This window comes from Pseudothioclava nitratireducens (assembly GCF_029210495.1).
In the GTDB taxonomy this organism is placed as follows: Bacteria; Pseudomonadota; Alphaproteobacteria; order Rhodobacterales; family Rhodobacteraceae; genus Pseudothioclava; species Pseudothioclava nitratireducens.
The window spans coordinates 228,840-254,611 of sequence record NZ_JARGDK010000004.1 but is presented as its reverse complement, the minus strand read 5'-3'; the positions used below and the strand labels follow the sequence as shown (position 1 = coordinate 254,611).

Genomic DNA, 25,772 nt, shown 5'->3' with positions numbered 1-25,772 from the left:
CATGGCCCAAAGCACCGCCCCGTTTTCTGCCTTCGAATTCATGATTGCGTGGCGCTATCTGCGCGCCCGCCGCGCCGAGGGCGGGGTCTCGGTGATGACGTGGATTTCACTGATCGGGATCACGCTGGGCGTGGCGGCACTCATCGTCACGCTGGCCGTGCGCGCCGGGTTTCGCGGTGAGTTCGTTGATACGATCCTTGGCTCCAACGCCCATGTCACCGTCTATTCGGCGCCGCTCGAGGTGGTCGAAGGTTCGGGCATCTATTCGAACCTGATGCGTGACTACGCCGAACGGGCCGAGCGGATCGCCGCTGTCGAGGGCGTCACGCGCGCCGCGCCGTTGGTGCGCGGGCAGGTGATGGTGACCTTTGGCGAGCGCTCGAACGTGGCGGAGGTCTACGGGATCGCGGAAGAGGATTTGCGCACGATCCCGCGCGTTGCGAACCCCGGGACCAGCCTTGGGAGCCTCGATCAGTTCGCAGAAGGAATCGCGCTTGGCTCTGGTCTTGCACGCGAGCTGGGCGTGGGGCTGGGCGACAAGGTCAAGCTGATCTCGCCCAATGGCGCGAAGACCGCGTTTGGCACAAGCCCCCGGGTCAACGCTTATACCGTCACCTATATCTTTACCGCGGGGCGTTGGGATATTGACCGGACTCGCATATACATGCCCTTCGCCGAAGCGCAGAGCTACTTCAACCGCGAGGCCGGCGCCGACGAGATCGAGGTCTATGTCGAGCGTCCCGAGGATGTCGCGGAGTGGGCCGGGGCGCTGAGTGCCGCGGGAGGCATGGGGACGATGCTCTGGAGTTGGCGCGACGCCTCGGGTTCGTTCCTGCGGGCGCTTGATATCGAGGATAACGTGATGTTCGTGATCCTCTCGATCCTTGTGCTGATCGCGGCGATGAACATCACCTCGGGGCTGATCATGCTGGTCAAGAATAAGGGGCGGGATATCGGTATCCTGCGCACGATGGGCCTCACCGAAGGATCGGTGCTACGCGTGTTTTTCCTGTGCGGCGCCTTCACCGGCGTGATCGGCACCATCGCGGGGGTGACGCTGGGCTGCCTTTTTGCGATCTATATCGATCAGGTGATGAGCTTTGTGAACTGGCTCAATGGCGGGGGGGCGTGGGACCCTTCGATCCGGGGCATTTACGAACTGCCCGCAAAGCTTCAGGGCAAGGACATCGCCAAGGCGGTGCTGCTTTCGCTTGGGCTGTCGTTTATCGTGACGATCTTTCCGGCGCGCCGCGCGGCCCGCATGAATCCGGTGGAGGCGCTGCGCTATGAGTGATGTGCTGACCCTCGAAATGATCGAAAAGTGCTATAACCGAGGCAAGCCAAACGAGATTGCGGTCCTGAAAGGTGCGAATTTGACGATTCCCCGCGGCGAGGTCGTCGCGCTTGTCGCGCCCTCGGGGGCTGGAAAATCGACGCTCCTGCATATCGCGGGGCTGCTCGACACGCCCGATTCCGGGCGCGTTGTGCTGGGCGGGCAAGACCTCTCGGGGGCAAGCGACCGCCGCCGCACCGCAGCGCGCCGCGCCGATCTGGGCTTTGTGTATCAGTTCCACCACCTGCTCCCCGAATTCACGGCACTTGAGAACATCACCTTGCCGCAGCTTGCCAATGGCACGCCCCGCAAGGCGGCGGAGGTGCGGGCGAAGCATTTGCTCGAGCGTGTGGGTTTGGCGGCGCGGGCCGATCACCGCCCCTCGGCGCTTTCGGGCGGGGAACAGCAGCGCGTTGCCTTTTGCCGCGCGCTGGCGAACGGGCCGAAACTCTTGCTGGCTGACGAGCCGACCGGGAATCTCGATCCGGCCACCTCGGACACGGTGTTCGGCGCGCTGATGGAGCTGGTGCGCGACACCGGTTTGTCTGCTCTGATCGCCACCCATAACATGGAACTGGCCGCCCGGATGGATCGCATCCTGCGTCTCGACGGCGGTCGACTGGAGGACGCATGATCGTTTACGGCATTCCGACCTGTGACACGGTGCGCAAGGCGCGCAAGGCCCTTGAAGCGGCGGGTAAAGCCCCCGAATTCCATGACGTGCGCGAAACACCCCTCACGCCCGCGCAGATCGCGCGCTTCGAGGCAGCTTTTGGCGACAAACTTGTGAACAAATCTTCGACCGCATGGCGCGGGCTTTCCGATGCGGAGCGCACCCAGCCGACCGCCGCGCTGATCGCCACCCATCCCACACTGATGAAACGCCCGGTGATCGAGGAGGGTGACAGGCTGACCCTCGGCTGGAAAGCGGATGCGCAAGCTGTCTGGCTCTGATCCGCTTTCGTCAGACTGGAAATACTCTTTACAGAGCGTCCGCACGCCCCAACCGCCCGAACGGCGGGTCTAAAAGAAAACGGCCCGCATGAGCGATCTCACGCGGGCCGTTTCGCTAAGGTCATTCTCTCAGAGCAGCTTGAGGTCCGAGGCCGATGAACGCCCGTCGCGCCCGGCTTGCAGCTCGTAGCTGATCTTCTGGTTGTCGTTGAGGCCTTGCAGGCCTGCGCGCTCCACCGCGGAAATATGGACGAACACGTCCTTGCCGCCATCATCGGGCGCGATGAAGCCATAACCTTTGGTGGTGTTGAACCATTTTACGGTGCCAGTGGCCATACCGTTCTCCTTCATAAAATCCCGGGCGTCATTGCCAACGGGCCGTGCAGCCAAATCTTTCAGGTCGTCCGGCTGCCCCATGAAGGGAGGCGGTAGAAAGTCTGCGGTCACGCAACTTTAGGATGCCCGAGCCTAGCCAAAATGCAATTGAAATTCTGATGACGCGTCTAAGGCCATGAGCACAAAGCGGAAATCCGCCCAAAACTGACTTTGGGTCAGCTCTGGGCGCCTTTTGTTTGATCAAACCATCCCGAATCCGGCGGGGTTAACGCAGATCGGGCGGGGTGGCCTCGTCTTTCAAAGTCGCGATCAGCGCATCGAGCGAGACGGTCTCGGTGCGGTTCTCGCCCAGACGACGGACGGAAACCGTGCGCTCCTCGACCTCTTTCATCCCGATGGCGAGGATGACCGGAACCTTGCCGAGGCTGTGCTCGCGCACCTTGTAATTGATCTTCTCGTTGCGGGTATCGGCTTCAGCACGGATGCCAGCGGCACGGAGCGCCTCGGTCGCTTCAAGCACATACGCGTCCGCATCCGACACGATGGAGGCCACGACCACCTGCCGGGGCGCAAGCCAGAACGGCAGCTTGCCCGCATGGCTCTCGATCAGGATACCGATGAAGCGTTCGAACGAGCCCAGCACCGCCCGGTGCAGCATGACGGGGCGGTGTTTGGCGCCGTCTTGTCCGATATAGGTCGCATCCAGCCGCTCGGGCAGGTTCGGGTCCACCTGAAGCGTGCCGCATTGCCATTCACGCCCGATCGCGTCGGTCAGCGTGAATTCCAGCTTTGGTCCGTAGAAGGCACCTTCGCCTTCCTGGATCTCGTACTCGTAGCCTGCGGCGTTGCACGCATCGCCAAGCGCCTTCTCGACACGGTCCCAGCTTTCGTCAGAACCGATCCGTTTCTCGGGCCGGGTCGAGAGCTTGATGGTCCAGTTCTCGAAGCCCAGATCGGCGTAGATCATCGCAAGAAACTCGATGAATTTTTTGGTCTCGGACTCGATCTGCTCGTCGGTGCAGAAGATGTGGGCGTCATCCTGGGTGAAGCCGCGCACGCGCATGATGCCATGGAGCGCGCCCGATGGCTCGTAGCGGTTGCACGAGCCGAACTCGGCCATGCGCAGCGGCAGGTCGCGGTAGGATTTGAGACCCACGTTGAACACCTGCACGTGGCAGGGGCAGTTCATCGGTTTCAGCGCGTTGACGGTTTTCTCGCGGGCATGATCCTCGTCGACTTCGACGATGAACATGTTCTCCTGGTAGTTCTCCCAGTGACCCGAGGCCTCCCACAGCTTGCGATTCACCACCTGCGGTGTGTTCACCTCGACATAGCCGTCGCGGTCCTGCTGGCGGCGCATGTAGTCTTGCAGCGTGGTGTAGATGCGCCAGCCATTCGGGTGCCAGAAGACCTGACCGGGGGCCTCTTCCTGCATGTGGAACAGGTCCATCTCACGGCCGAGTTTCCGGTGGTCGCGCTTGGCGGCCTCTTCGAGCATGGTCATATGCGCGGCGAGGTCCTTCTTGGATTTGAAGGCCACGCCGTAGATGCGTTGCAGCATCGGGCGGGTCGCGTCGCCCAGCCAGTAGGCGCCCGCGACATGGGTGAGCTTGAACGCATCCGCCGGGACCTGCCCGGTATGCTGCAGGTGCGGGCCGCGGCAGAGGTCCTGCCAGTTGCCATGCCAATACATGCGGATGTCTTCGCCGGGCGGGATGCGGTTGATCAGCTCGACCTTGTAGGGCTCGTTCGTCGCCAGATAGTGGTCGATCGCGTGTTTGCGGCTCCAGACCTCGGTCTTGACGGCATCGCGCGCGTTGATGATCTCGCGCATTTTCTTCTCGATGGTGCCGAGGTCCTCGGGGGTAAACGGCTCTGCACGGTCGAAGTCGTAGAACCAGCCGTGATCGCGGACCGGGCCGATGGTGACCTTCACGTCCGGCCAGATCTCCTGCACGGCGCGGGCCATGATATGGGCGAGGTCGTGGCGGATCAGTTCGAGCGCCGGCCCATCGTCCTGCATCGTATTGATGGCGATCTGCGCGTCTTCGGTGATCGGCCATGCCAGATCCCAATGCGCACCATTGACCTGCGCCGAGATCGCCTTCTTGGCGAGAGAGGGGGCGATGGAGGCCGCCACTTCGGCGGGCGTCACGCCAGCCGCGTAGTCGCGCGAATTGCCATCGGGGAAGGTGAGAGAGATCTGGGACATGGCTGTCCTCCTCGTCGGTTTGGCGCCCACGGAACGCCCGGTTGCGGGTTATGAGGCCTGCGTTTTGCGCCCAAGCGGGGCTACTGTCAACGGCCCCGAACGAAAAGACGCGCCGCAAGGGCGCGCCTGTGTCGAAATGACCGGGGCAGGGTGGTCAGAGCTTGGACAGCTTGGTCTGAAGCTCGGCCAGTTGTTTCTTGATCTTCTCCAACTCCGCCTTGTCGTCCTTGGCTGGCGCGCTCTCGGTCTCCATCTCTGGACCCGATGAGCCGGGTTTCCAGCCGGTCATCATCGACTCGAGAAACGCCTGTTGCTGGCGCTGGAGCGCTTCGAAGCCAGGCATGGAAGCCATCGGGTTCGGGAAGGAAGACATCTTTTCCATCATCTGCGATTGCCCCTCGCGCAGCATCTCGAAGCTCGCTGCGAGGAATTGCGGCACCACAGATTGCGCCGAGGTCGTATAGCTGCGCACCAGATCGGTCAGCACATCGACCGGCAGCACGTTTTCGCCGCGGCTTTCGTGTTCGGCGATGATTTGCAGCAGGTACTGGCGGGTCAGGTCATCGCCCGATTTCAGATCGACGATCTGAACCTCGCGCCCTTCGCGGATGAAGGCCGCGATATCCTCAAGCGTCACGTAGTCGCTCGTTTCCGTATTATACAGACGGCGGCTGGCATAGCGCTTGATCAGCAGCGGTTTAGCATCCTCGGCCATTCGGACCTCCCCGGGGCTCATTATTTATGCAGTGCAGCGATTTTTATGCGGCCATGCCGCAAAAGCAACAAACTTTATCGCGCGCTTCCGGCGGGGAAAGGGTGGTCTCGCCCCGTGCACATCCCGTTTCGGGACCTTGAAAGGAAAAAAGGGCGAGCTGTCGCTCGCCCTTCAGGAACCGTTCCCGGCAGGGAGGAGAAGGCCGGGTTCGGGAGGAAACAAGTTCCGATTACTTAGCGGAGGTCGCTTTCTTTGCGGCCGCAGTCACTTCGTCGGTCGCTTTCTTGACCGCAGCGGTCGCGTCTTCCGAGAAGTCCTTGCCGGCGGCCAGCATCAGCTCGACGGTTTCCATCTGCACTTTTTTCGCAACTTCTGCGAATGCAGCGAGGTTCTCAGCAGCCATTTCAGCCGATGCCGAAGCGAAATCGCTCACGGCCTTGGCGTATTCGCCCGGCTCTTCCTTGGTTTTCGACAGGCTGCCGACTTTCGCGATGGTGTCCTTGGCCCATTTGGCCGAGATTTCGGTCGATTTCTCAGCGGCGTCGAGAGCGACTTTCGACATTTTCTCGCCGAGTGCGGCTTGCGATTTGAAGCCTTCCTGGAATTTCGCGGTGTCCATCGGGAAGGACGCCATCATGTCTTGCATGATCTTGGTGAAGTCTTGGGTCTTAGCCATTGGTCTTAGCTCCGGTCATGTGGGCCCATGGATGGGAGGAGATGCGGGGCCCGTTCGCTTACGTAAGGAGATATACATGCTGCATTGCAGCATTTCAAGTGTTTTCGCTGCGGTGCGGAAAATTTCATCGCAGTGTCACGTTCGGATTATTAATAAATAAAGGCGCGGAACTAATCCCGCGCCTCTTCAAAAAGCAATGCTGCGCCGCAGCAACTCTCAGACCTTCACCTTTTCGCTGACATAGGTGCCGGGCGCGGGGGCGAGCACGGGATGATCCGCATCGCCCGGTTCGCGCGCCTTGACCTTGCGGCCCGATTTGGACGCCAGCCACTCGCCCCAACGCGGCCACCAGCTGCCTTCGTGATAGCTCGCCTTGGCTTTCCATTCATTGGGGCTGCTGATTTCGGCCTCGCTCGTGTAGTGGCCGTATTTCTTTTTCGAAGGCGGGTTCACGATCCCCGCGATATGGCCCGATTCCGAGAGGATGAAGGTCTTGTCCGCGGACCCCATCTGCGCCACCCCGTTGAAGGAGGCAATCCACGGCGCGATATGGTCGGTCTCGCAGGCAATCGCGGTCAGCGGCACTTTCACATCGGAAATATGCAGCGTCTCGCCCATCAGGTCGAACCCCTCCTTGGTGAAGCGGTCGGCCTGACACAGCCCGCGCAGATACTCGATCGCCATCCGGCCCGGAAGGTTCGTCGAGTCGCCATTCCAGAACAGCAGATCGAAGGCGGGCGGGGCCTCGCCCAGCATGTAGCTGCGGATCGCGGGCTGATAGATCAGGTCATTGGCGCGCAGGAAACTGAAGGTGCGCGTCATGAAATAGGCGCTGAGTATCCCGTCCGTCTTGCACTGCGCCTCGATCCCGTCGACGAAATCGTCTTGCAGGAAGGCGGTAAACTCGCCCTGATCGGAAAAGTCGGTCAGCGTGGTGAAGAACGTGGCCGAGTTGATCGACTTGTCCTTACGCTTCTCCAGAAGCGCCAGCGTGAGGCTCAGCGTGGTGCCCGCAATGCAATAGCCCACCGTGTTGACCTTTTTTTCGCCGGTGATCTGCTTCACCTGTTCGATCGCGGTCAGATAACCCTCCTCGACATAGGTATCGAGGCCGACATCGGCATAGCTCGCATCGGGGTTTTTCCACGCCACGACGAACAGCGTGAAGCCCTGATCGACGATCCAGCGAATGAGCGAGTTCTCGGGCTTGAGATCGAGGATGTAGAACTTGTTGATCCAGGGCGGGAAGATGATGAGCGGGGTCTTGTGAACGGTTTCGGTGGTGGGCTTGTACTGAATCAGCTCCATCATCCGGTTGCGATAGACGACCGATCCTTCTGCGGTGCCGATATTCTCACCGATCTTGAAGGCGTCCTTGTCGGACAGGGTAATCAGCAGGTTGCCGTTATTCGCCTCGACATCGCGCACGAGGTTTTCAAGCCCGCGCACGAGACTCGCGCCCTCGGTCTCGATCGCGCGCTCCAGCGCATCGGGGTTGGTGGCAAGGAAATTCGTCGGTGCCATCAGGTCGATGATCTGGCGGGTGAAATACTCGACCCGGCGCCGGTTCACCTCATCGAGCCCCTCGAGCTTGGTCAGCGAGTCTTCGACCGCCTTGGCCGAGATCAGGTATTGCTGCTTGATGAAGTTGAAATAGGGGTGGCTGTCCCAGAGCGGGTTCTTGAAGCGGCGATCCTTGGGGCCGGTATTCTCGGGCGGCTGGAATTTCCCCTTGGCCAGCGCCTCGCTCGCCTCGACGTAATGCTTGATCGCATCGGCCCAGTAATTCACCTGCGCTTCGAGAATCTTCGAGGGGCGATCCGCCAATTCCTTCATGAAGGCCGCGCTCGCGCTGAGATAGAGATCGGCGCCCGGCGCATCGAGCGCGGGGGTGTGCGGGCGGCGGTGCGACATGGCTTCCACGAGGCGTTGCGTCAAAGCCTCGATCTTGTCGAGATTTTCCTGCATTTGCTGCGATGCAGCAGATTTGCCCTCGTCGGTAGTTGTCATAATGATATTTCCTCCCTATCCTCAATTACGAAACATAATGCCGCTTTAAAGGGAGCGTAAAGCGGCGATTTTTGTTAGGTTCATGGGAGCACCCCAAGGAGAGGCCGTGTCATGAAGGGCATGATGAGCTATGACCTGATGGAGACCATCAGGAACACGAACGAATGGATGGGTGCCTCTGCGCGTGCGATGGCCTCCTATCCGATCTGGGGGCTCACGCCGCATCCGATGTTCAAGGTCATGTCCGCATGGGGGCGTGTGACCGAGCGTTCCTTTGCCCGGATGGTGATCAAACCCGATTGGGGCATCCGTTCGATCGCGGGTGAAGATGGCCGCGACCACCTTGTCGAGGTCGAGACGCTGGTCGACAAACCCTTTGGCGCACTGATCCACTTCAAGGTCGCGGGCCGCGATCCGATGCCGCGCCGGATCATGCTGGTCGCGCCGATGTCGGGGCATTACGCAACGCTCCTGCGCTCGACCGTGGCATCGCTGCTGCCCGATGCGGATGTCTATGTCACCGATTGGCATAATGCGCGCGATATCCCCGTCTCTGCCGGCAAGTTCGATATCGAAGACTACACGCTCTATCTTGTCGAATTCATGAAACATCTCGGGCCCGACATCAACGTGATCGCGGTCTGCCAACCGGCGCCGCTCACGCTCGCGGCCACCGCCTATCTGGCCGAGCAAGAGCCGGACGCTCAGCCGCGCACGCTGACGCTGATCGGCGGGCCGATCGACCCGGATGCCGCGGCCACCGAAGTGACCGATTTCGGGCGTCGCGTGACCATGGGTCAGCTTGAGCAGCTTGTGATCCAGCGTGTCGGCTTCAAGTATAGCGGGGCGGGACGGATGGTCTATCCGGGCCTGATGCAGCTTGCGTCCTTCATCTCGATGAACGCGGAGAAGCACGCGCAGGCGTTTCAGGACAAGATCCTGGCCGAGGCCAAGGGTGATGGCTCCGAGCATGACCACCACAACCGCTTCTACGACGAATATCTCGCGGTGATGGATATGACCGCCGAGTTCTACCTCTCGACCGTCGAGCGCATCTTCAAAGGTCTCGAGATCGCGCAGAACCGCTTTACCATCGAGGGCAAGCCGGTCGATATCGGCAAGATCACCACCGTCGCGGTCAAGACAGTGGAGGGCGCGAATGACGACATCTCGGCACCGGGGCAATGTGTGGCGGCGCTCGATCTGTGCACCGGGCTGCCCGACGAGATGAAGGCCGAGCATCTGGAGCCCGGCGCGGGCCATTACGGCATTTTCGCCGGCTCGTCCTGGCGCAACAATATCCGCCCGCTGGTGCTCGAATTCATCGACGAACATGCCAACGGCCCGGTCAAGGCGCATGGCAAAGGCGCGCCGAAAGGGGCGAGCAAGGTGACCCCGATCCGGGCAGCCAAAGCCTGAACGACCCGCTACGACAGATCAGAGAAAGGCGCCGCGCGGGCGCCTTTTTCATTTCAGGAGCAAAGGGGCCTCGAGCCAGTCGCACAGCGCATTGGTGACTTTTTCGGGCTGTTCCAGAGGGCAGAGATGCCCCGCGCTCAGGATCAGGCGGAATTCCGCATGGGGCATCAGCTCTGCAAGGAATTCGTGCCGACGGGGCGGACAGATCGTATCGAACTCGCCCGCGATCAGCATGGCCCGAATCTTGGTCGAGCGCAGCGCCCGCTGTTGATCGGGGCGCCGCATCAGCGCCCGGCTTTGCGCTTCGAACGCCTCCGCGCCAAGTGCTTGGGCCATTTCCAGCATGACGGCCTGAACCTGCTGCTGACCGTCTCCGGGGGCGAGCGTGCCGGAAGGGATTTCTTCGAGCATCACATCGTCCAGCCGCCCTGCACGCGCGCGCACGATCCGCTGCTCGCGCAGCCCGGCGATTTGCGGCGTCTCCGAGAGCGGGTTCACGTCGATCAGCGCGATCTGCGAGACACGCTCAGGCGCGCGCCGCATCACCTCCATGGCGACCAGCCCGCCCAGCCAATGCCCGATCAGCGCGAATTTCGGCGGGGCCTCGGCCAGAACCGCGGTGGCCATGTCCTCGATCGTCGCCCCGTTGAGCCGGGCTACAATCACCGTGCGCTTGGCCGAAAACTCAAGCAGGGCGTGCCAGAACAGCCGTCCATCGCACATGAAACCGGGAAGAAAGACCAAGGGGTCTTTGGACATTGCTCGTTGACCTCGTGCCGGGCGTTCACTTTTGGGCGCTTATGCGCTCTTTGGGTCAGTCTGCCCGACTGATCGGTCAGTGCAAGCGCTTTGCGATCACCTTGGCGTCAACCCGCCGCTGCCCGCGGACGTGCCAGCACATCCTCCACGGCCGCCCCGATCAGGGCGAGGCAATCGGGGTCCGAAAAACGGTGATCGGCCCCTTTGACCAGCGTGAGGCGCATATCCGCCCCCTCGGCATGATCCAGCAGCCGGAGCGCGGTTTCCGTCGAGACCGCCTCATCCGCCGTCCCTTGCAGGAACCGGGTGGGGAAGGGCAGGGGCAGCGGGCTACGCAAGACCAGCCGGTTGCGCCCTTCGTTGATGAGGCGGCGCGTGATGATGTAGGGCTCGCCGTAATCGGAGGGCACGGCGACCTGTCCCTCCTGTTCGAGTTGCCGGCGGGTGTCCTTGTCAAAGCTTGCCCAGTAGCCGTCCTCGGTAAAATCGGGCGCGGCGGCAATGGTGACGAGGCCCGCGACTTTCTCCGGGTAGTCGCGGCACATCAGCAGCGAAATCCAACCGCCCATCGATGAGCCAACAAGGATCTGCGGCCCCTCGGTCAGGGACATGATCGCATCGCGCGCATCCTCGAACCAATCACCGATAGCGCCATCGGTGAAAGCGCCCTCCGAGGCACCATGCCCCGAATAATCGAAACGCAGGAACGCCCGCCCCTGAGCCTGCGCCCATGCCTCAAGCGCGAGCGCCTTGGTCCCTTCCATGTCCGACTTGAACCCGCCAAGAAAGACGATGCCCGGCCCGCTTCCCGGGCTGCGGTTGAACGCGATACGGCGGCCTTCGCTGGTGGTCAGGTATTCGGTCATGGGGGTCCTCCTTCGAGGGCAGAGTAAGCGCTCGACGCCCAGGCCTCAACCCGTGGCCGGGGGCGCTGCCCCCGGACCCCCGGGATATTGGGGGCAGAATGAGAGGGGCACCGGAGCGCCCCTCTGACACTTGCGTCAGGCAACCTCGGCGAAGACCTTTTTCAGGGCCGCGTCGAGTTTCTCCAACATCTCGTCCATCTGCCCCTCGGTCAGGATGAAGGGCGGGCAGAGCACGATGGATTGCCCGAGCGGGCGACAGATCAGGCCCAGATCGGTGCAGGTATTGGCGATCCGCTCCGAGACTGAAAGCGCACTGTCGAAGGGTGTCTTCGTGGCCCGGTCCTTGACCGCTTCGAGCGCCCACATGAAGCCCACGCCGCGCAGTTCCCCGATATTGGGATTCTGTGCGATCTGGGCGAGCCCCGCTTCGAGCCGAGGGGCGAGGCGTTGCACGTTTTCGGCCAAGCCCTCGTTCATCACAACATCAATCGCCTTGAGTGCGATGGCGCAGCCGACCGGGTGGCCCGAGGCGGTAAAGCCATGCGGGAATTCCTCGATCGCCTCGACGGCGTTCTGCACACGGGTCGAGAGTTCGGGGCCGAGGATCACCGCGCCCATCGGGAAGAACCCCGCCGTGAGGTTCTTCGACGAGATAATCGCGTCCGGCATGAAGTCATAGGTCTGCGAGCCCCAGGTGTTCCCGGTGCGCCCGAAACCGCAGATCACTTCATCGGCGATCAGCGGGATGTCGTATTTCTTCAAGATCGGTGCGATGGCCTGGAAATATCCCTTGGAGGGCGGGATAACACCGCCCGCGCCCATCACCGGCTCTGCGAAGAAGCCCGCGATCGTGTCCGCGCCTTCCTTGATGATCGTGGCTTCAAGCTCTGCTGCAAGGCGTGCGGTGAACTGTTCCTCGGTCTCTCCCTCGGCGCCAAAACGCCAGTAATGGGGGCAGGTGAGGTGGATGAAGCCCGGCAAAGGCAGACCGAAGACCGAGTTATAAGGCTTGCCGGTCATCGAGGCGGAAACTGCCGTCACCCCGTGATAGGCATTCCAACGGGTCAGGATCTTGCGCTTTTGCGGTTTGCCCTCGGCGCCATGCAGGAACCACAGGATCTTGACCATCGTGTCATTCGCTTCGGAACCGGAATTGGTGTAGAACACCTTTCCGCTCTCGAAGGGGGACACTTCGACAAGTTTCTCGGAGAGCATGACAGTCTGATCGGACATCCGACCAAAGAAGGCGTGATAGCCGGGGAAACGGGCATATTGATCCTGGGCGGCCTGAATAAGCCCGGGATGATCGAAGCCCGCGACCATGTTCCACAGACCTGAATTCGCATCGAGATATTTGCGCCCGCGCGTGTCGAAGATATAGGGCCCCTCGCCATGGGTCACGACGACCGTGCCGCGCTGATGGATCGAGGGGAGATCGGTAAAGCCGTAAAGCGAGTACTCCTCGGCCCGGGCTTCCCAGCTGTTTGAATTCGCGTCGCGCATGTTGCGCCTCCTTGTCTGAGTTGCGCTCAGGCTAGCTTTCCGGCGCGGCGCGTCAATGGGGCGCGTGAGGTCAGCCGGGATTGGAGCGCAACTTGGGGGCGCTGCCCCCTCTGGCCTGGCGGCCATTCACCCCCGGGGTATTTGACGCGATTGGAAACGAAAAACACCCGGCTCGGGCCTCAGAGGGGAGGGCAAGCCGGGTGTTTCCAATCGCACGGCCATCGGCGTCCCCGCCTGTCCCGTTCTGTCAACTAAACCGATTCTGGTTAAGGAAACCTTTGCGGTTTCCAATCGCCCGAAATATCCCGGGGGTGAATTTGCCCTTGGGCAAAGAGGGGGCAGCGCCCCCTTCGCCTCATCCCGTCAGACCAGACGGCTTTGCGCGAGCGCGGCTTTCACGAAGCCGGCAAACAGCGGGTGCGGCGCGAAGGGTTTGGATTTGAGTTCCGGGTGGAACTGCACGCCGATGAACCAGGGGTGGTCCTTGTGTTCGACGATCTCGGGGAGGCGGCCATCGGGCGACATGCCCGAGAAGACCAGCCCGCAGCTTTCCAGCGGCTCGCGATATTTTACGTCCACCTCATAACGGTGACGGTGACGCTCTTCGATCTCGGTGGTGCCGTAGACCTTCGCGACATTCGAGCCCTCTTTGAGCGCCGCGGAATAGGCGCCAAGGCGCATCGTGCCACCCTTGTCGTCGTCGAGCTTGCGTTCGACCCGGTGATTGCCCTGCACCCATTCCTTCAGGTGGTAGACAACGGGGGTGAAGCGCTTGGCTCCGGCCTCGTGGTCGAACTCTTCGGAGCCTGCGTCGGTCACGCCAGCGAGGTTACGCGCGGCTTCGATCACCGCCATCTGCATGCCAAGGCAGATGCCCAGATAGGGCACGCCCTTTTCACGCGCGAATTGCGCGGCGCGGATCTTGCCTTCGGTGCCGCGCTCACCGAAGCCGCCGGGCACCAAGATCGCGTGAAAGCGCTCGAGATGCGGGGCGGGATCTTCGCGCTCAAAGATTTCGGCGTCGATCCATTCGGCCCTGACGCGCACGCGGTTCGCCATGCCGCCATGGGTCAGCGCCTCGGCGATCGACTTGTAGGCGTCCTCAAGCTGAACATATTTGCCGACGATGGCCACGCGGACCTCGCCTTCGGCGTTCTCGAGGCGGTCCATCACGTCTTCCCAACGCGACAGGTCAGGCTTCGGCGCGGGGGCGATGCCGAAGGCGTCGAGCACGGCTTGATCGAGACCCACGCGGTGATAGGCCAGCGGTGCCTCATAGATGGATTTCAGGTCATAGGCGGGGATCACCGCCTCGGGGCGCACGTTACAGAAGAGCGCGATCTTGGCGCGTTCCTTCTCGGGGATCACATGCTCCGAGCGGCAGACCAGGACGTCCGGCTGAAGGCCGATCGAGCGCAGCTCCTTGACCGAGTGCTGCGTGGGCTTGGTCTTGAGTTCGCCGCTCGCCGCCAAATAGGGGAGCAGCGTGAGGTGCATGAAGATGCACTGACCGCGGGGTTTGTCCTGTGCGAACTGGCGGATCGCTTCGAAGAAGGGCAGGCCTTCGATGTCGCCCACGGTGCCGCCGATTTCACAGAGCATGAAATCGACCTCGTCGTCGCCGACATTGATGAAGTCCTTGATTTCATTGGTGACGTGCGGGATCACCTGAATGGTCTTGCCGAGATACTCGCCGCGACGTTCCTTTTCGAGCACGTTCGAATAGATGCGGCCCGACGAGACCGAGTCGGTCTTGCGCGCGGAGACACCGGTGAAGCGCTCGTAGTGGCCAAGGTCGAGATCGGTCTCGGCGCCATCATCGGTGACGAAGACCTCACCATGCTCGAAGGGCGACATCGTGCCGGGGTCGACGTTGAGATAGGGGTCGAGTTTGCGCAGGCGCACGGTATAGCCGCGCGCTTGCAGCAGCGCCCCGAGTGCGGCCGAAGCCAGACCCTTGCCGAGCGAGGACACCACGCCACCCGTGATGAAAACATATCTTGCCATGGAAGCCCCCGTGATCACGTCAATATTCGAAGTTTTGCGCGGTCCAGCAGGACCTGCATCACGGGATTTAATGCTTACACGATTCGCAGTCCGCCCGCAACCAGACCGCAAGCTATTGGGTAAAATGCCGCGCCGCCCCCAAAGGGTTGTGGCGCGCGCTTATTCCGCGCTGGGCGGGGTCACCGGTGCATCCGCCGCAGGCGGGGGGGCGACGTCGAGCGGCGCGGGCACGGCCGGCGCTTCGACAGGCGCGGTCTCGGGCGCGGTGATCCGGTCGACGACCGAACCCTCTTCGGCATTGCGCGCGGCGATGATGGTCAGCGTCACCGAGGTAATCAGGAAGGCGATCGCAAGGCCCCAGGTCATCTTGGTCAGCGCGTTGGCCGCCGCACGACCGCTCATCACGCCACCGCCGCCACCGCCCATGCCGAGCGCGCCCCCTTCGGAGCGTTGCAGCAGCACCACACCGATCAGCAGCAGAGCCAGAATCAGGTGGATCGAGAGGATGACGTTTTCCATCGGGGACCGAGCCTTCTTTCAATCGACGCGCCTATCTAGGCGTATGAGGCTCAGGGCGCAAGGCTGTTTGCGCCGCTTTCTGGTCCGGAACCGCGATCAGGCCCCGGCTTTACCCCCGGATTCCTCCCTCGGGCGGGGATGCGGGTGAAAAACCGGTTTCGCATGCGCCCGTGCCTCGCTATAGGTGACGCGGTTTTTCCAACCTCCAAGGAGAGAGCAATGGCCAATGTCGTCGTCGTCGGCGCCCAATGGGGTGACGAGGGGAAGGGCAAGATCGTGGACTGGCTGTCCGAACGTGCGGACGTGATCGCGCGGTTCCAGGGCGGTCATAATGCGGGCCATACGCTCGTGATCGACGGCAAGGTCTACAAGCTGAACGCGCTGCCTTCGGGTGTGGTGCGCGGGGGCAAGCTCTCTGTCATTGGCAATGGTGTTGTGCTCGACCCGTGGCATCTGATCCGCGAAATCGCCTCGATCCGTGAGCAGGGCGTCGAGATCACGCCCGAGACGCTGATGATCGCGGAAAACACCCCGCTCATTCTGCCGATCCACGGCGAACTCGATCGCGCGCGCGAAGAGGCCGCCTCCAAGGGGACTAAGATCGGCACCACCGGGCGCGGCATCGGCCCCGCCTATGAAGACAAGGTGGGCCGCCGTTCCGTGCGCGTTGCTGACCTCGCAGACGATGCGACGCTGATCGCGCGTGTCGACCGCGCGCTGCAACACCATGACCCGCTGCGCAAAGGGCTGGGGATCGAGCCGGTGGACCGGGATCGCCTGATCGCCGATCTCAAGGACATCGCCCGTGAAATCCTGCCCTATGCCGCCCCGGTCTGGAAGGTGCTCAACGAAAAGCGCAAAGCCGGCAAACGCATCCTGTTCGAAGGCGCTCAAGGTGCGCTGCTCGACATCGATTTCGGCACCTATCCGTTCGTGACCTCGTCCAACGTGATCGCTGGACAGGCTGCAACCGGCGTTGGCATCGGGCCGGGGGCGATCAATTACGTTCTGGGCATCGTCAAGGCCTACACCACCCGTGTCGGTGAAGGCCCGTTCCCGACCGAACTGCATGACGCAGATGGCCAGCGCCTCGGCGAGCGTGGCCATGAGTTCGGCACCGTCACCGGGCGCAAGCGCCGTTGCGGCTGGTTCGATGCGGCGCTCGTGCGCCAGACCTGCGCAACCTCGGGCGTGACCGGGATTTCGCTGACCAAGCTCGACGTTCTCGACGGGTTCGAGACGCTCAAGATCTGCGTGGGCTACGATCTCGACGGGGAACGGCTCGACTACCTGCCGACCGCGGCCGACAGCCAAGCCCGCTGCAAGCCGATCTACGAAGAGATGCCCGGCTGGTCCGAGTCGACCGAGGGCGCGCGGAGCTGGGCCGATCTGCCTGCGAACGCGATCAAATACGTTAAGCGCGTGGAAGAGCTGATCGAATGCCCGGTCGCGCTTCTCTCGACCAGCCCGGAGCGGGACGACACGATCCTCGTGACCGACCCGTTCGCGGACTGATGGCGCTCGGCTACAAGGCGAAGCGGCGGCTGTCGATCCTCGCACTGGTCGTCGGCCTGCCGCTCTATATCGCCGCCGCCGTAACGCTGGTGAACTGGTTCGACGCGCGCTTCGGGCGGTTGCCGATCTGGGCGGAGATCTTCGTCTATATCGGGCTGGGTTTCCTCTGGGCGCTGCCGCTCAAGCCGATCTTCACCGGCGTGGGGCGACCCGATCCGGATGCGCCACAGGATCACGAACAGCGCTGAACCAATTGAAAACGGAGGGGAAATCCCCTCCGTTTTGCATTTTGCGATGGGCGTCGGTCCAGTTTAGCCCGCGCGTTTGGCTTCGTTCCAGTAGCGCGAGGCTTCGGTGATCGCATACTGGCCGCGCTTCACCTTGGTGATCTTGCCTTGGCGCAGCAGCTTGCCGAACACCCGCAGGCGATCTTCGCGCGTGAACTCTTCGCCGCCATCGACGCTGGTCAGTTTGCGCATGATCTGGGGCGGCGAGAAATGCGGACGGCCCTCGACGCCAGCGGTGTAAGCCGCCGCGGCTTCGAGCAGATCCGACAGGCCTTGCGTCCCAAGGCCTTCTGCAAATTCGGCGAAGCTCGTCGCGTCCTCGGCGCTCAGCGGCGCTGCGTCGGTCTCGGCCTCATCCTCATCCGCTTCGACCTGCATCACCTGCGCGGCTGAAATCCGGCGCGGGCGCACGGCGGCGGGGCGCACGGCCTCGGAGGTGTCGGTCGCATCGCGGTCCACGCGCTGCTCTGACACCAGAACCAGCGGCGTCGGGCGGGCCGGCGCGATCTCGGGGCGCGCGGTTTGCGCATGTTTCGACACCGGGCGGCGCGGGCGCACCGCATGGGTAAGATCCTCGCGATAGGCTTCGGATTTGTCCTCGTCCTGCGCGCCCTTGGCCGTATCCTGACCGAGCGCACGGCGATCCGCGACGGTTGCTGCGACGGCGGCCTTGAGGTGCGAGATCGCGGAGAGGCGACGCCGGTTTTCCGGCACCGAAAGCTGCGAGTCGGCCTTGTCCATGAGACGGGTCAGCTCGCGCTCATGCTCGGCTCGTTTCGGCCTGTCTTCCTGCGCGGCCTCTTCGGGCGTTGCGTCGGTTGCCTCGAACGCCTCTTCGACGGGGGGCTCCGCCTCTGGGGCTTCGCTCTCTTGAACCGCGCTTTCGGTCTCTGCCTCGAAAGCGGGCTCCGCAGTCTCGAGAACGGGCTCTGCCATATCTTCGAGGGCGGCGATCTCGGCAACCTCGGGCGCCTCGATCTCAGCCATTTCGACCTCGGCTTCCTCGATCACGGTCTCCGCCTCAACGGCATCGACATCCATCTGCCCATCGTCGAGCTCTGCGGCCTCCGCCGCATCGTCGTGTTGGACCGGCAGGGGCATGTCGGCATAGGCCGCGTCTTCGATGTCCGGCGCGTCTTGCGTGTGGGTGTCTTCCTCAAGGGCGGCGAGTTCGCGCATCAGGTCGGCTTCGGCCTCGGGCGAGAGCGTCGCTTCCTCCTCCGCCACCGGCTCTGCCGAGGCCAGATCATCATGCGCGACATTTTCATCCGCGATGGTTTCGGCGTCTTCGATCTCCGGGGTGGTGGTCGTGGCGTCGGCTGGTTCGCTGCGGCGGACCTTGATCACGCGGGCACGGATGCGCGGTTTATCCTCGGCTTCGTCCTGCTGCTCGAAATCCGCAAGCGCGGCGGCGATCGTGTCCTCGGTGACCTCGCTGAGACCCTCGGGCGCGACGTCTTCAACCGGCGCTTCTAGCTCGTGCGATTCGGCAAGGCTGGACATCAGGCTGTCGATTTCGAAGGTCTCGGCTTCGGCTTCGGCTTCGGCTTCGGCTTCGAGCGCAGCGTCTTGTTCGACGTCCTCGGCAGCGGCTTCCGCGACCGTTACGGGCGCTTCCGCTTCGACCTCTGCGGGGTCTTCCTCAAGCTCGGGCGCGGTCGTCTGGCTGCGAACTTCCTCGGCCGCGGCAGCGGCCAGGGCCGCGGCGCGTGCCGCACGGCGTTTCATCCGCTCGGCGATGCGGGCCCGGCGGGCCTCGTCCTCGGCCTCCGTGTCAACCTCCGGCGCCGCTGCGACGACCTCTTCGGTGGGGCTTTCTTGGGACGGTTCTTCTGCGGCGACCTCCTCCGCGACCGGCTCATGCGACTCCAGCTCCGCCGCGTTCAGCGGGCCGGAAATGTCGAGTTCATAGCCGAAATCCTCGGATTCGACGCCGGGCGTCGCGTCCTCGAATGACGAGAATGTCGCCACCGGCTCACGCTCGGGCTGGTCCTCGAGATAGTCGTCCTGACGGGCCGCAGACGCGCGCGCCTGTGCCACGGCAGAGCGAATCCGCTGTAGTTTTTCCGCGACGCTCTCGGGACCGGCCGGCGCGGCGATGGCGGCGGTCTCGGTGCGCGGGGCGGGCTCGGCAGAGGCCGGGGCTTGCGCGGCCGGCTCGGCCATCGGAGGCGTCACAACCTCGGCCTCGGCGGGCGTTTCGGCCTGGGGCGCGGGCATCTCGGCGGGCACGCGGTCGGCGGGGCGCAGAATGAGACCATTGGTCTCCATCTTCGCTTCGACCCGGCGCTGAATCTCGCGCTCGGCAATCTTGTGGAGCATCTCTGCATCCGGGGTCGGGGGCTCGGCCCCGAAATAGCGGTCATCCGCTGCGAGATCGCGGAAATACTCCGCGATTGCCTTCATCGTGTTGAACGGCTCGTCGAACCCCTCAAGCGTGCACGAGAAGGTCCCATAAGATACCGTGAGAATCTTGCTGTTCGCACCAACCATTGGAACGCTCGCTTTCTCTTAAACCAAGTTCCGTCCACCATCCCGGTCAACTGGTGCTTTCGCGTGAACGAAAAAGGGCAATTAGAAGGAATTTTCCCGGTTCCGATTGTGTTTCTTTGCCTTAATCGGCATCAATCATCCCATGTCAGGGGGAATTGTCCATTCAAATCACGGGGTGACCTTGTTGGGCGGCGGGGCGAGTCGGCCCGCCGATGTTGCCGATGCGTTGACAATCGCGCCGACCCTTGTTGCCGCCGATGGGGGCGGGGATCGGGCGCGGGAACTGGGCCTGACGCCCGAGGCCGTAATCGGCGATCTCGATAGCCTGTCAGAGGCGGCGCGCGCCGAATTCGGCCCGCGCGTCCACCATATCCCCGAGCAGGACAGCACCGATTTCGGCAAATGCCTGATCCATGTGACCGCGCCCTTCTATCTGGCGCTTGGGTTCACCGGGTTGCGGCTCGATCACACGCTCGCCACGCTTTCCTATGTCGCGCAGCGCGCCACACAGCGGGTGATTCTGATCGGCGAGGAGGATCTGATCTTCCGCGCGCCGCCCGAGATCACCCTCAACCTGCCGCCGGGCGAGCGATTCTCGATCTTCCCCTTCGGAACCGTCACCGGGCGCTCCGAGGGGCTGCGCTGGCCCATTGACGGGCTCTCGCTTGCGCCGGACGGGCGGGTCAGCACCTCGAACGAGATCAGCGGCCCGCTGCGCCTGAGCCTGACCGGATCGGCGCTCGTGCTGCTTCCGAAGCCGCATCTGCATGCCGTGCTCGACGCGCTGTCGCTTCGGTCGCACGTTCCCGGTGAATGATGTAGAGCCCCGAGCCGGTGATGATCGCAATTCCGATCCAGGTGGCGAAATCGGGGAAATCCTCGAAGAACAGATACCCGAACAGCGTTGCCGTCAGCATCTCGAAATAATGCAGAGGCGCCAGCGTCGATGAGGGCGCGAAGCTCAGCGCATAGCTGATCGCCATATGGCTGATCGTCGCCGCCAGCCCCACGCAGAAGACCCAGATCCAGAAGATCCCCTCGGGCAGATCGAAGCGCAGCTCATCCATGCCCAAAGCGCCGCCCAGACCGAGCAATGGCACGCAGAGCACGGCGGCGATCAACGCGGTCTGAAACTGCATCTGCACCGGGTGGACATAGTTCGACAGGGCCCGCGTCACCAGCATATAGGCGGCGAAGGTTACCGCTGTTCCAAGCGGAAAAAGCGCCACCACGCCGAAAGTCGCGAAGGAGGGCTGGATTACGAAAAGCGCGCCGATAAAGCCGACGACCGCCGCGCCAAGGCGCCGAGGCCCCACTTCTTCCCTCATCACGAACCGCCCGATCAGCAGGATCACGAAAGGCTCGACAAAGGCGATGGCCAGCGCATCGGCAATCGGCATCACTTGCACCGCGGCCACGAAACAGAAGGTTGCGAGGATCGAAAAGGCGGCGCGCGCGACACTCAAAGCAAGTGCCCGTCGGTTGCGCGGCAGGCCAAAGGACAGCCCCATCAGCGCCAGCACCGGCGCCATCAGCGCGGCCTGTACCACAAAACGCCCAAGCGTCACCGTTCCCACGGCGACCTCCTGGGCCGCCAATTTGGAGGCCACGTCGATCAGCGGGGCGATGATGCAGAACCCAAGCATCAGCGCGATGCCGGCCAATATGCGATCCTGACGATTCATATCCCACCGCTAGACCCGCTCCCGCGTGCCGTCCATCCTGAAAACGACATGGGCGCATCGTACAGACGCGCCCTGTCAGTCTGCCCGAAATATCCCGGGGGTGAATGGCGCAACGCGCCAGAGGGGGCAGCGCCCCCTGTGCGCCTCAGCCCATCCGCTCCGACGCATAGCCACCGGGGCTGGCCGGGAAGACAACCGTCTTGTTCCCGTTCAGGAAGACCCGGTGATGGATATGCGCGTGGATCGCACGGGCGAGCACCTGAGCCTCGACATCGCGGCCAAGGCTCACATAGTCCTCGGGGCTTTGCGCATGGGTGATGCGCACCGTGTCCTGCTCGATGATCGGCCCTTCGTCGAGATCGGCTGTCACATAATGCGCCGTCGCGCCGATCAGCTTTACGCCGCGTTCATAGGCTTGCTTGTAGGGGTTCGCACCCTTGAAGCTCGGCAGGAAGGAGTGATGAATATTGATGATCCGACCCGACATCTTGGCGCAGATCGCGTCCGAGAGAACCTGCATATAGCGTGCCAGCACCACCAGCTCCGCGCCCGAGTCCTCGACCACCTGCATCAGTTGCGCCTCGGCCTGCGGCTTGTTCTCTTTGGTAACCTTGATGCAGTGGAACGGGATATCGTTGTTCACGACGACCTTTTGATAGGTCATGTGGTTCGACACCACGCCCACGATCTCGACCGGCAGACCGCCGATCCGCCAGCGATAGAGCAGGTCGTTCAGGCAATGGCCGAAATTCGACACCATCAGCAGGACCTTGGTCTTGTGGCTGCCGTCATGGATCGCCCAGTCCATCGCCATCGCCTGCGCGACCGGCTCGAAACCCTCGCGCAGCGCGTCAAGCGTGGCGCCCGTTTCCGAGCTGAAGGTGATCCGCATGAAGAACTGCTTGGTCAGCGGATCGTCATACTGGTGCGAATCCGTGATGTTGCAGCCCTGATCGGCCAGATAATTCGCAATGGCCGCGACGATTCCGCGGGTCGAGGGGCATTGCACAGTCAGCACATAGCTCGTCATCGGTGGGTCCCTTTATCCTTGGGGCGACCTCTAGCCTGCCCCGTTCTTGCGCACAATCCTTCGGCGCGCGGTTTGCCGCCTGCGCGGATGCGACCGGGGCTGCGTGAAAAACGGCGCGCCTAGCGGCAGGACAGGGCGCGCGCGAAGTCCTCGGAGGCGGTGCCGGGGCCGATCACCTGACGGTAGAGCGCGCCTGCGCGCGAATCGAAACCGAAGGCGACACGTTCGTGCCAGTCGCCAGAGGCAACGATGGCCTCGGGGCCGGTGCCGCAATCGCGGATGCCGCCGATGATCCGGTCCTCGCCAAAACGGTGGTTGGTGTAGCCCGGCACCCGCGCCATTTCACGCAGGGCTCCGGGGGCGAAGGCATAGAAGACAAGCTCCTTGGCCAGATGCGGGCGATCCACCAGTATCAGATCCTGCACGCCATCGGCGTCGATATCCGCCATCCCCACGGGGGCAAGCCAGCGATGCCGTGCGCCGATATAGGGGCTGGCGCTCAGCGGGGTGAGCCCGCTCGCGGTCGGCTTCAGGATCAAAAGCCGCGCGCCGCGTTCGAGATGCGATTGCACGGTGACGATTTCGGTCTGCCCGTCGCCATCCACATCCCACAGCCGGGGCGCAATATCCTCGAAGACATGCTCCGGCCCGGCCTCGAAGCGCAGAGCCTTCGCACCACCTGCGACCGTGACCTCAAGCGCCTCCCATTCATGGCCCGGCCCAAGCGCATCATGGCCATAGCGGTCGGTCGGTTCGACATATCGCGCCTCTTGCGCGCTTTGCGCAGCACCTGTGCCCGCCGTCGCGGCAAGCATCCCCAGCCCGAGGAGCGCCGCGCGGCCCCACATCAGATCTGCTTTTCGGGAATGTTGACAACCAGACCGTCCAGCGCTTCGGTCACCTTGATCTGGCAGGTCAGGCGCGAGGTCTCGGGGTCGGGGTTCCATGCGAAATCGAGCATGTCCTCTTCCATCGGGTCCTTGGCGGGCAGCTTCTCGACCCACTCCTTGGCGACATAGACGTGGCAGGTCGAACAGGCACAGGCGCCGCCGCAATCGGCGTCGATCCCCGGCACGCCATTGTCGCGCGCGCCTTCCATCACGGTCATGCCGGGTTTGACCTCGACCTCGTGCTTGGTGCCGTTGTGTTCGATATAGGTAATCTTCGCCATGGCTCGTCTCTTTGCTTGCAGAACTCGCTTGGCCCAAGGGTTTAGGACAAGCGCGCGCGCTTGACCAGAGGGGCGGGCGGGCAATTGCGCACAGCTTCGCGCGCATGGTTCCGGCACCTTCCCGGCGCAGGTGAAAGCCGCTACAAGGGGGCCGAACCGAAAGGGGCCTTCCCGCGTGAAACCGCTTGTTATACCGCTTCTGGGCACAGCCCTTGTGATCGCCGCTTGCGCCGCGCAGCCGCCGATGCCGGCTATTGCGCCCGAGGCGACGCTCGCCCGCGTGACCGGTGCGGCCCCACCCGAGGGCGCGCCGGGATGTTACGCCGCGATCGAGGTGAAGCCCGTGCAATTCGGCACCGTTCTGCGCTCGGTCGAGATCCGGCCCGCCGTGATTGACCCGGCCACTGGCACCGAACTCGAGCCCGCGGTCTATCAGGAACAGGAATTCCAGACCGTCACCGATCCGGGCGAAGAACTGGCCTTCGAGACGCTCTGCGCCGCGGAACTGACGCCGGGCTTCATCGCCATGCTGCAACGCGCGTTGAAAGCCCGGCAACTCTATCGCGGGCCGGTCAATGGTGAGATGACCAAGGCCACCCGCAGCGCGATCCGCGCCTACCAAGCGCCGCGCGGCCTCGAAAGCGATGTGCTCGCGCGCCGTGCCGCGCAGGAGATGGGCCTTCTGATCTGGACCGAAGAATAGCAAAGGGCGCCCCGAGAGGCGCCCTTTCACACTCCGATTGGCTGGACATCACTCGATCGGCAGCGCCACGAAGCGCGGCTCGCCGCCGCGACGGATCAGCAGAAGAACCGATTTGCGCCCGGCATCCTCCGCCTCGGCGATCCGGTCCTCCAGATCGGTGATCGAGGCGACCGGCTTCTGCCCGGCTTCGGTGATCAGGTCGCCTGCGCGCAGCCCCTTCTCGAAGGCGGAGCTGGCCTCGTCGATCGACTTGACGACCAGACCTTCGGTGCCGGACGGCAGCCCCATCTCGGTCGAGAGGCTGTCGGTGAGCGGCGTCACGGTCAGCCCGAGCAGATCCTTTTCGGTCTCTTGCGGCTTTTGCACGGCGGCCGGAACGGCTTCGCCCTCGGCCAGTTCGCGCCGGCCCAGCGTGACGAGAAGCGTCTCTTGCTTGCCATCACGCAGCACGGTCACCCGCACGGCGGACCCGACCGGCGCATCGGCCACACGGCGCACCAGATCGCGGGTCGATTTCACCTCGCCGCCATCAAAGCTGATGATGATGTCTCCCGCCTCAATGCCCGCTTCCTTGGCGGGGCCTTCGGGCACTTCGGAAATCATCGCACCCTCGGCAGAGGCAAGACCAAGCGCCTCGGCCATGTCCGGGGTGATGTCCTGAATCTTCACGCCGAGCCAGCCGCGCCGCGTCTCGCCGAATTCCAGAAGCTGCCCGACGACCTTTTGCACGACATTCGAGGCCATCGAGAAGCCAATCCCGATCGAGCCGCCGTTGGGCGAGAGGATCGCGGTGTTCACGCCGACCACCTCGCCATCCATGTTGAACAGAGGCCCGCCCGAGTTGCCGCGGTTGATCGCCGCGTCGGTTTGCAGGTAGTCGTCATAGGTGCCCGACAGCTCGCGGTTGCGCGCCGAGACGATGCCCGCGCTGACCGAGAAGCCTTGGCCGAGCGGGTTGCCCATCGCCATCACCCAATCGCCCACGCGGGCCTTGTCGCTATCGCCGAACTTGACGAAGGGCAGGGGCTTGTCGCTCTCGACCTTGAGCAGCGCCACATCGGTTTTGGGGTCGGTGCCGATCAGCTTGGCGGCAAGACGCTCGCCCGAGAAGAACTCGATCTCGATCTCGTCCGCGCCTTCGATGACGTGGTTGTTGGTGACGATATAGCCGTCCTCGGAGATTACGAAGCCCGATCCAAGCGCGTTCGAGCGGCGCGGGCCGCGCTGCTGGCCTTGCGGGCCATTCGGGAAGCCGAAATCGCGGAACAGATCGTCAAAGGGGGAGCCTTCGGGGAACATCGGACCGGGGGCGGCGGGGGCCGCGACGGTGGTCGAGGTGGTGATGTTCACGACCGAGGGGCTGATCTTCTCGGCGAGATCGGCAAAGCTTTCAGGGGCGGCGCGCGCGAAGGCGGGCTCCGGCGCGATCGGCGCGATGGCCAGCGTCGCCGCCAGCAGCGCCACGCTCAGAGCGCCGCCCGCACGGCGCGGGGTGAGCTGGGACAGGTCAAATTTTTTCATCATATGCTCCCGTTTCCTGCGGTCGGGCGCGGCCCGATCTTCTGTCATTGGATAAATA

The 25,772-nt window shown here is 63.2% G+C and carries 24 protein-coding genes; 8 read left to right on the top strand and 16 right to left on the bottom strand.

The window, feature by feature from the left end:
* The first annotated feature begins 1 nt into the window (after position 1).
* The 3 genes from P0X85_RS06825 to P0X85_RS06815 are packed head-to-tail and all read left to right on the top strand — an operon-like array spanning position 2 to position 2,287.
* The gene (locus P0X85_RS06825) at positions 2-1,294 is read left to right on the top strand and encodes a lipoprotein-releasing ABC transporter permease subunit (RefSeq protein WP_275810505.1); all 1,293 of its coding nucleotides are present in this window, start codon (positions 2-4) and stop codon (positions 1,292-1,294) included.
* A complete protein-coding gene (locus P0X85_RS06820; RefSeq protein WP_275810504.1) occupies positions 1,287-1,967 on the top strand; it encodes an ABC transporter ATP-binding protein in 681 nt (226 codons plus the stop codon). The genes P0X85_RS06825 and P0X85_RS06820 overlap by 8 nt, the downstream gene beginning before the upstream one ends.
* Positions 1,964-2,287 (top strand): ArsC/Spx/MgsR family protein, encoded by a 324-nt coding sequence (locus tag P0X85_RS06815; RefSeq protein ID WP_275810503.1) that lies wholly within the window; start codon positions 1,964-1,966, stop codon positions 2,285-2,287. Before P0X85_RS06820 ends, P0X85_RS06815 begins: the two co-directional genes overlap by 4 nt.
* Positions 2,288-2,416: 129 nt before the next feature.
* On the opposite strand, the gene P0X85_RS06810 is transcribed toward P0X85_RS06815, so the two are convergent.
* The 5 genes from P0X85_RS06810 to phaC form a co-directional block, all read right to left on the bottom strand.
* Complete coding sequence (locus P0X85_RS06810; RefSeq protein ID WP_275810502.1) at positions 2,417-2,623, bottom strand: cold-shock protein; 207 nt, start codon at positions 2,621-2,623, stop codon at positions 2,417-2,419.
* Positions 2,624-2,888: 265 nt separating this feature from the next.
* Positions 2,889-4,835, bottom strand: coding sequence for a threonine--tRNA ligase (gene thrS, locus P0X85_RS06805; protein WP_275810501.1), 1,947 nt, complete (start codon positions 4,833-4,835; stop codon positions 2,889-2,891).
* Positions 4,836-4,989: 154 nt separating this feature from the next.
* Complete coding sequence (phaR, locus tag P0X85_RS06800; protein WP_275810500.1) at positions 4,990-5,550, bottom strand: polyhydroxyalkanoate synthesis repressor PhaR; 561 nt, start codon at positions 5,548-5,550, stop codon at positions 4,990-4,992.
* A gap of 229 nt (positions 5,551-5,779) precedes the next feature.
* Positions 5,780-6,226, bottom strand: a complete 447-nt coding sequence (locus P0X85_RS06795; protein ID WP_275810499.1) for a Phasin — start codon at positions 6,224-6,226, stop codon at positions 5,780-5,782.
* A 216-nt stretch (positions 6,227-6,442) separates the two neighbouring features.
* A complete protein-coding gene (gene phaC / locus P0X85_RS06790) occupies positions 6,443-8,236 on the bottom strand; it encodes a class I poly(R)-hydroxyalkanoic acid synthase (protein ID WP_275810496.1) in 1,794 nt (597 codons plus the stop codon).
* 111 nt (positions 8,237-8,347) lie between these two features.
* Between phaC and phaZ the strand changes: the two genes are divergently transcribed.
* A complete protein-coding gene (gene phaZ, locus P0X85_RS06785; protein ID WP_275810493.1) occupies positions 8,348-9,655 on the top strand; it encodes a polyhydroxyalkanoate depolymerase in 1,308 nt (435 codons plus the stop codon).
* Positions 9,656-9,703: 48 nt separating this feature from the next.
* On the opposite strand, the gene P0X85_RS06780 is transcribed toward phaZ, so the two are convergent.
* The 5 genes from P0X85_RS06780 to secG form a co-directional block, all read right to left on the bottom strand.
* Positions 9,704-10,414, bottom strand: coding sequence for an alpha/beta fold hydrolase (locus tag P0X85_RS06780; RefSeq protein ID WP_275810490.1), 711 nt, complete (start codon positions 10,412-10,414; stop codon positions 9,704-9,706).
* Between the two features lie 107 nt (positions 10,415-10,521).
* The gene (locus P0X85_RS06775) at positions 10,522-11,280 is read right to left on the bottom strand and encodes an alpha/beta hydrolase (protein ID WP_275810487.1); all 759 of its coding nucleotides are present in this window, start codon (positions 11,278-11,280) and stop codon (positions 10,522-10,524) included.
* Between the two features lie 135 nt (positions 11,281-11,415).
* A complete protein-coding gene (locus P0X85_RS06770) occupies positions 11,416-12,783 on the bottom strand; it encodes an aminotransferase (protein ID WP_275810485.1) in 1,368 nt (455 codons plus the stop codon).
* Between the two features lie 363 nt (positions 12,784-13,146).
* The gene (locus P0X85_RS06765; protein WP_275810482.1) at positions 13,147-14,790 is read right to left on the bottom strand and encodes a CTP synthase; all 1,644 of its coding nucleotides are present in this window, start codon (positions 14,788-14,790) and stop codon (positions 13,147-13,149) included.
* A 159-nt stretch (positions 14,791-14,949) separates the two neighbouring features.
* Positions 14,950-15,309 carry a preprotein translocase subunit SecG gene (secG, locus tag P0X85_RS06760; RefSeq protein ID WP_275810479.1) on the bottom strand — a complete coding sequence of 120 codons (360 nt, stop codon included), beginning with the start codon at positions 15,307-15,309 and terminating at the stop codon, positions 14,950-14,952.
* A gap of 219 nt (positions 15,310-15,528) precedes the next feature.
* On the opposite strand from secG, the gene P0X85_RS06755 reads away from it, so the two are divergent.
* Together P0X85_RS06755 and P0X85_RS06750 are read left to right on the top strand one after the other, a co-directional pair.
* On the top strand, positions 15,529-16,824 hold the full coding sequence (locus P0X85_RS06755; RefSeq protein WP_275810476.1) for an adenylosuccinate synthase: 1,296 nt from the start codon (positions 15,529-15,531) through the stop codon (positions 16,822-16,824).
* Positions 16,824-17,072, top strand: coding sequence for a DUF2842 domain-containing protein (locus P0X85_RS06750; RefSeq protein ID WP_275810473.1), 249 nt, complete (start codon positions 16,824-16,826; stop codon positions 17,070-17,072). The genes P0X85_RS06755 and P0X85_RS06750 overlap by 1 nt, the downstream gene beginning before the upstream one ends.
* A 63-nt stretch (positions 17,073-17,135) precedes the next feature.
* Here P0X85_RS06750 and P0X85_RS06745 read toward each other — a convergent pair whose 3' ends face one another.
* Entirely contained in the window at positions 17,136-19,604 is a 2,469-nt protein-coding gene (locus P0X85_RS06745; protein WP_275810470.1) for a hypothetical protein, read from the bottom strand.
* A gap of 175 nt (positions 19,605-19,779) precedes the next feature.
* Here P0X85_RS06745 and P0X85_RS06740 point away from each other — a divergent pair, with 175 nt between their 5' ends.
* Positions 19,780-20,421 (top strand): thiamine diphosphokinase, encoded by a 642-nt coding sequence (locus P0X85_RS06740; protein WP_275810467.1) that lies wholly within the window; start codon positions 19,780-19,782, stop codon positions 20,419-20,421.
* On the opposite strand, the gene P0X85_RS06735 is transcribed toward P0X85_RS06740, so the two are convergent.
* The 4 genes from P0X85_RS06735 to P0X85_RS06720 all read right to left on the bottom strand — a co-directional run bounded on the left by P0X85_RS06735 (position 20,306) and on the right by P0X85_RS06720 (position 23,490).
* Positions 20,306-21,289 (bottom strand): DMT family transporter, encoded by a 984-nt coding sequence (locus tag P0X85_RS06735; RefSeq protein WP_275810464.1) that lies wholly within the window; start codon positions 21,287-21,289, stop codon positions 20,306-20,308. The two genes, P0X85_RS06740 and P0X85_RS06735, sit on opposite strands and share 116 nt — an antisense overlap.
* A gap of 145 nt (positions 21,290-21,434) precedes the next feature.
* A complete protein-coding gene (purU, locus tag P0X85_RS06730; protein WP_275810462.1) occupies positions 21,435-22,319 on the bottom strand; it encodes a formyltetrahydrofolate deformylase in 885 nt (294 codons plus the stop codon).
* A gap of 119 nt (positions 22,320-22,438) precedes the next feature.
* Positions 22,439-23,167 (bottom strand): FG-GAP repeat domain-containing protein, encoded by a 729-nt coding sequence (locus P0X85_RS06725; protein WP_275810459.1) that lies wholly within the window; start codon positions 23,165-23,167, stop codon positions 22,439-22,441.
* On the bottom strand, positions 23,167-23,490 hold the full coding sequence (locus P0X85_RS06720; protein ID WP_275810456.1) for a 2Fe-2S iron-sulfur cluster-binding protein: 324 nt from the start codon (positions 23,488-23,490) through the stop codon (positions 23,167-23,169). Before P0X85_RS06720 ends, P0X85_RS06725 begins: the two co-directional genes overlap by 1 nt.
* A gap of 175 nt (positions 23,491-23,665) precedes the next feature.
* Here P0X85_RS06720 and P0X85_RS06715 point away from each other — a divergent pair, with 175 nt between their 5' ends.
* Positions 23,666-24,193, top strand: coding sequence for a peptidoglycan-binding domain-containing protein (locus P0X85_RS06715; protein ID WP_275810453.1), 528 nt, complete (start codon positions 23,666-23,668; stop codon positions 24,191-24,193).
* Between the two features lie 48 nt (positions 24,194-24,241).
* Here the strand turns inward: P0X85_RS06715 and P0X85_RS06710 are convergent, their stop codons facing one another.
* Positions 24,242-25,714, bottom strand: a complete 1,473-nt coding sequence (locus P0X85_RS06710; RefSeq protein WP_275810450.1) for a DegQ family serine endoprotease — start codon at positions 25,712-25,714, stop codon at positions 24,242-24,244.
* Positions 25,715-25,772 lie beyond the last annotated feature (58 nt).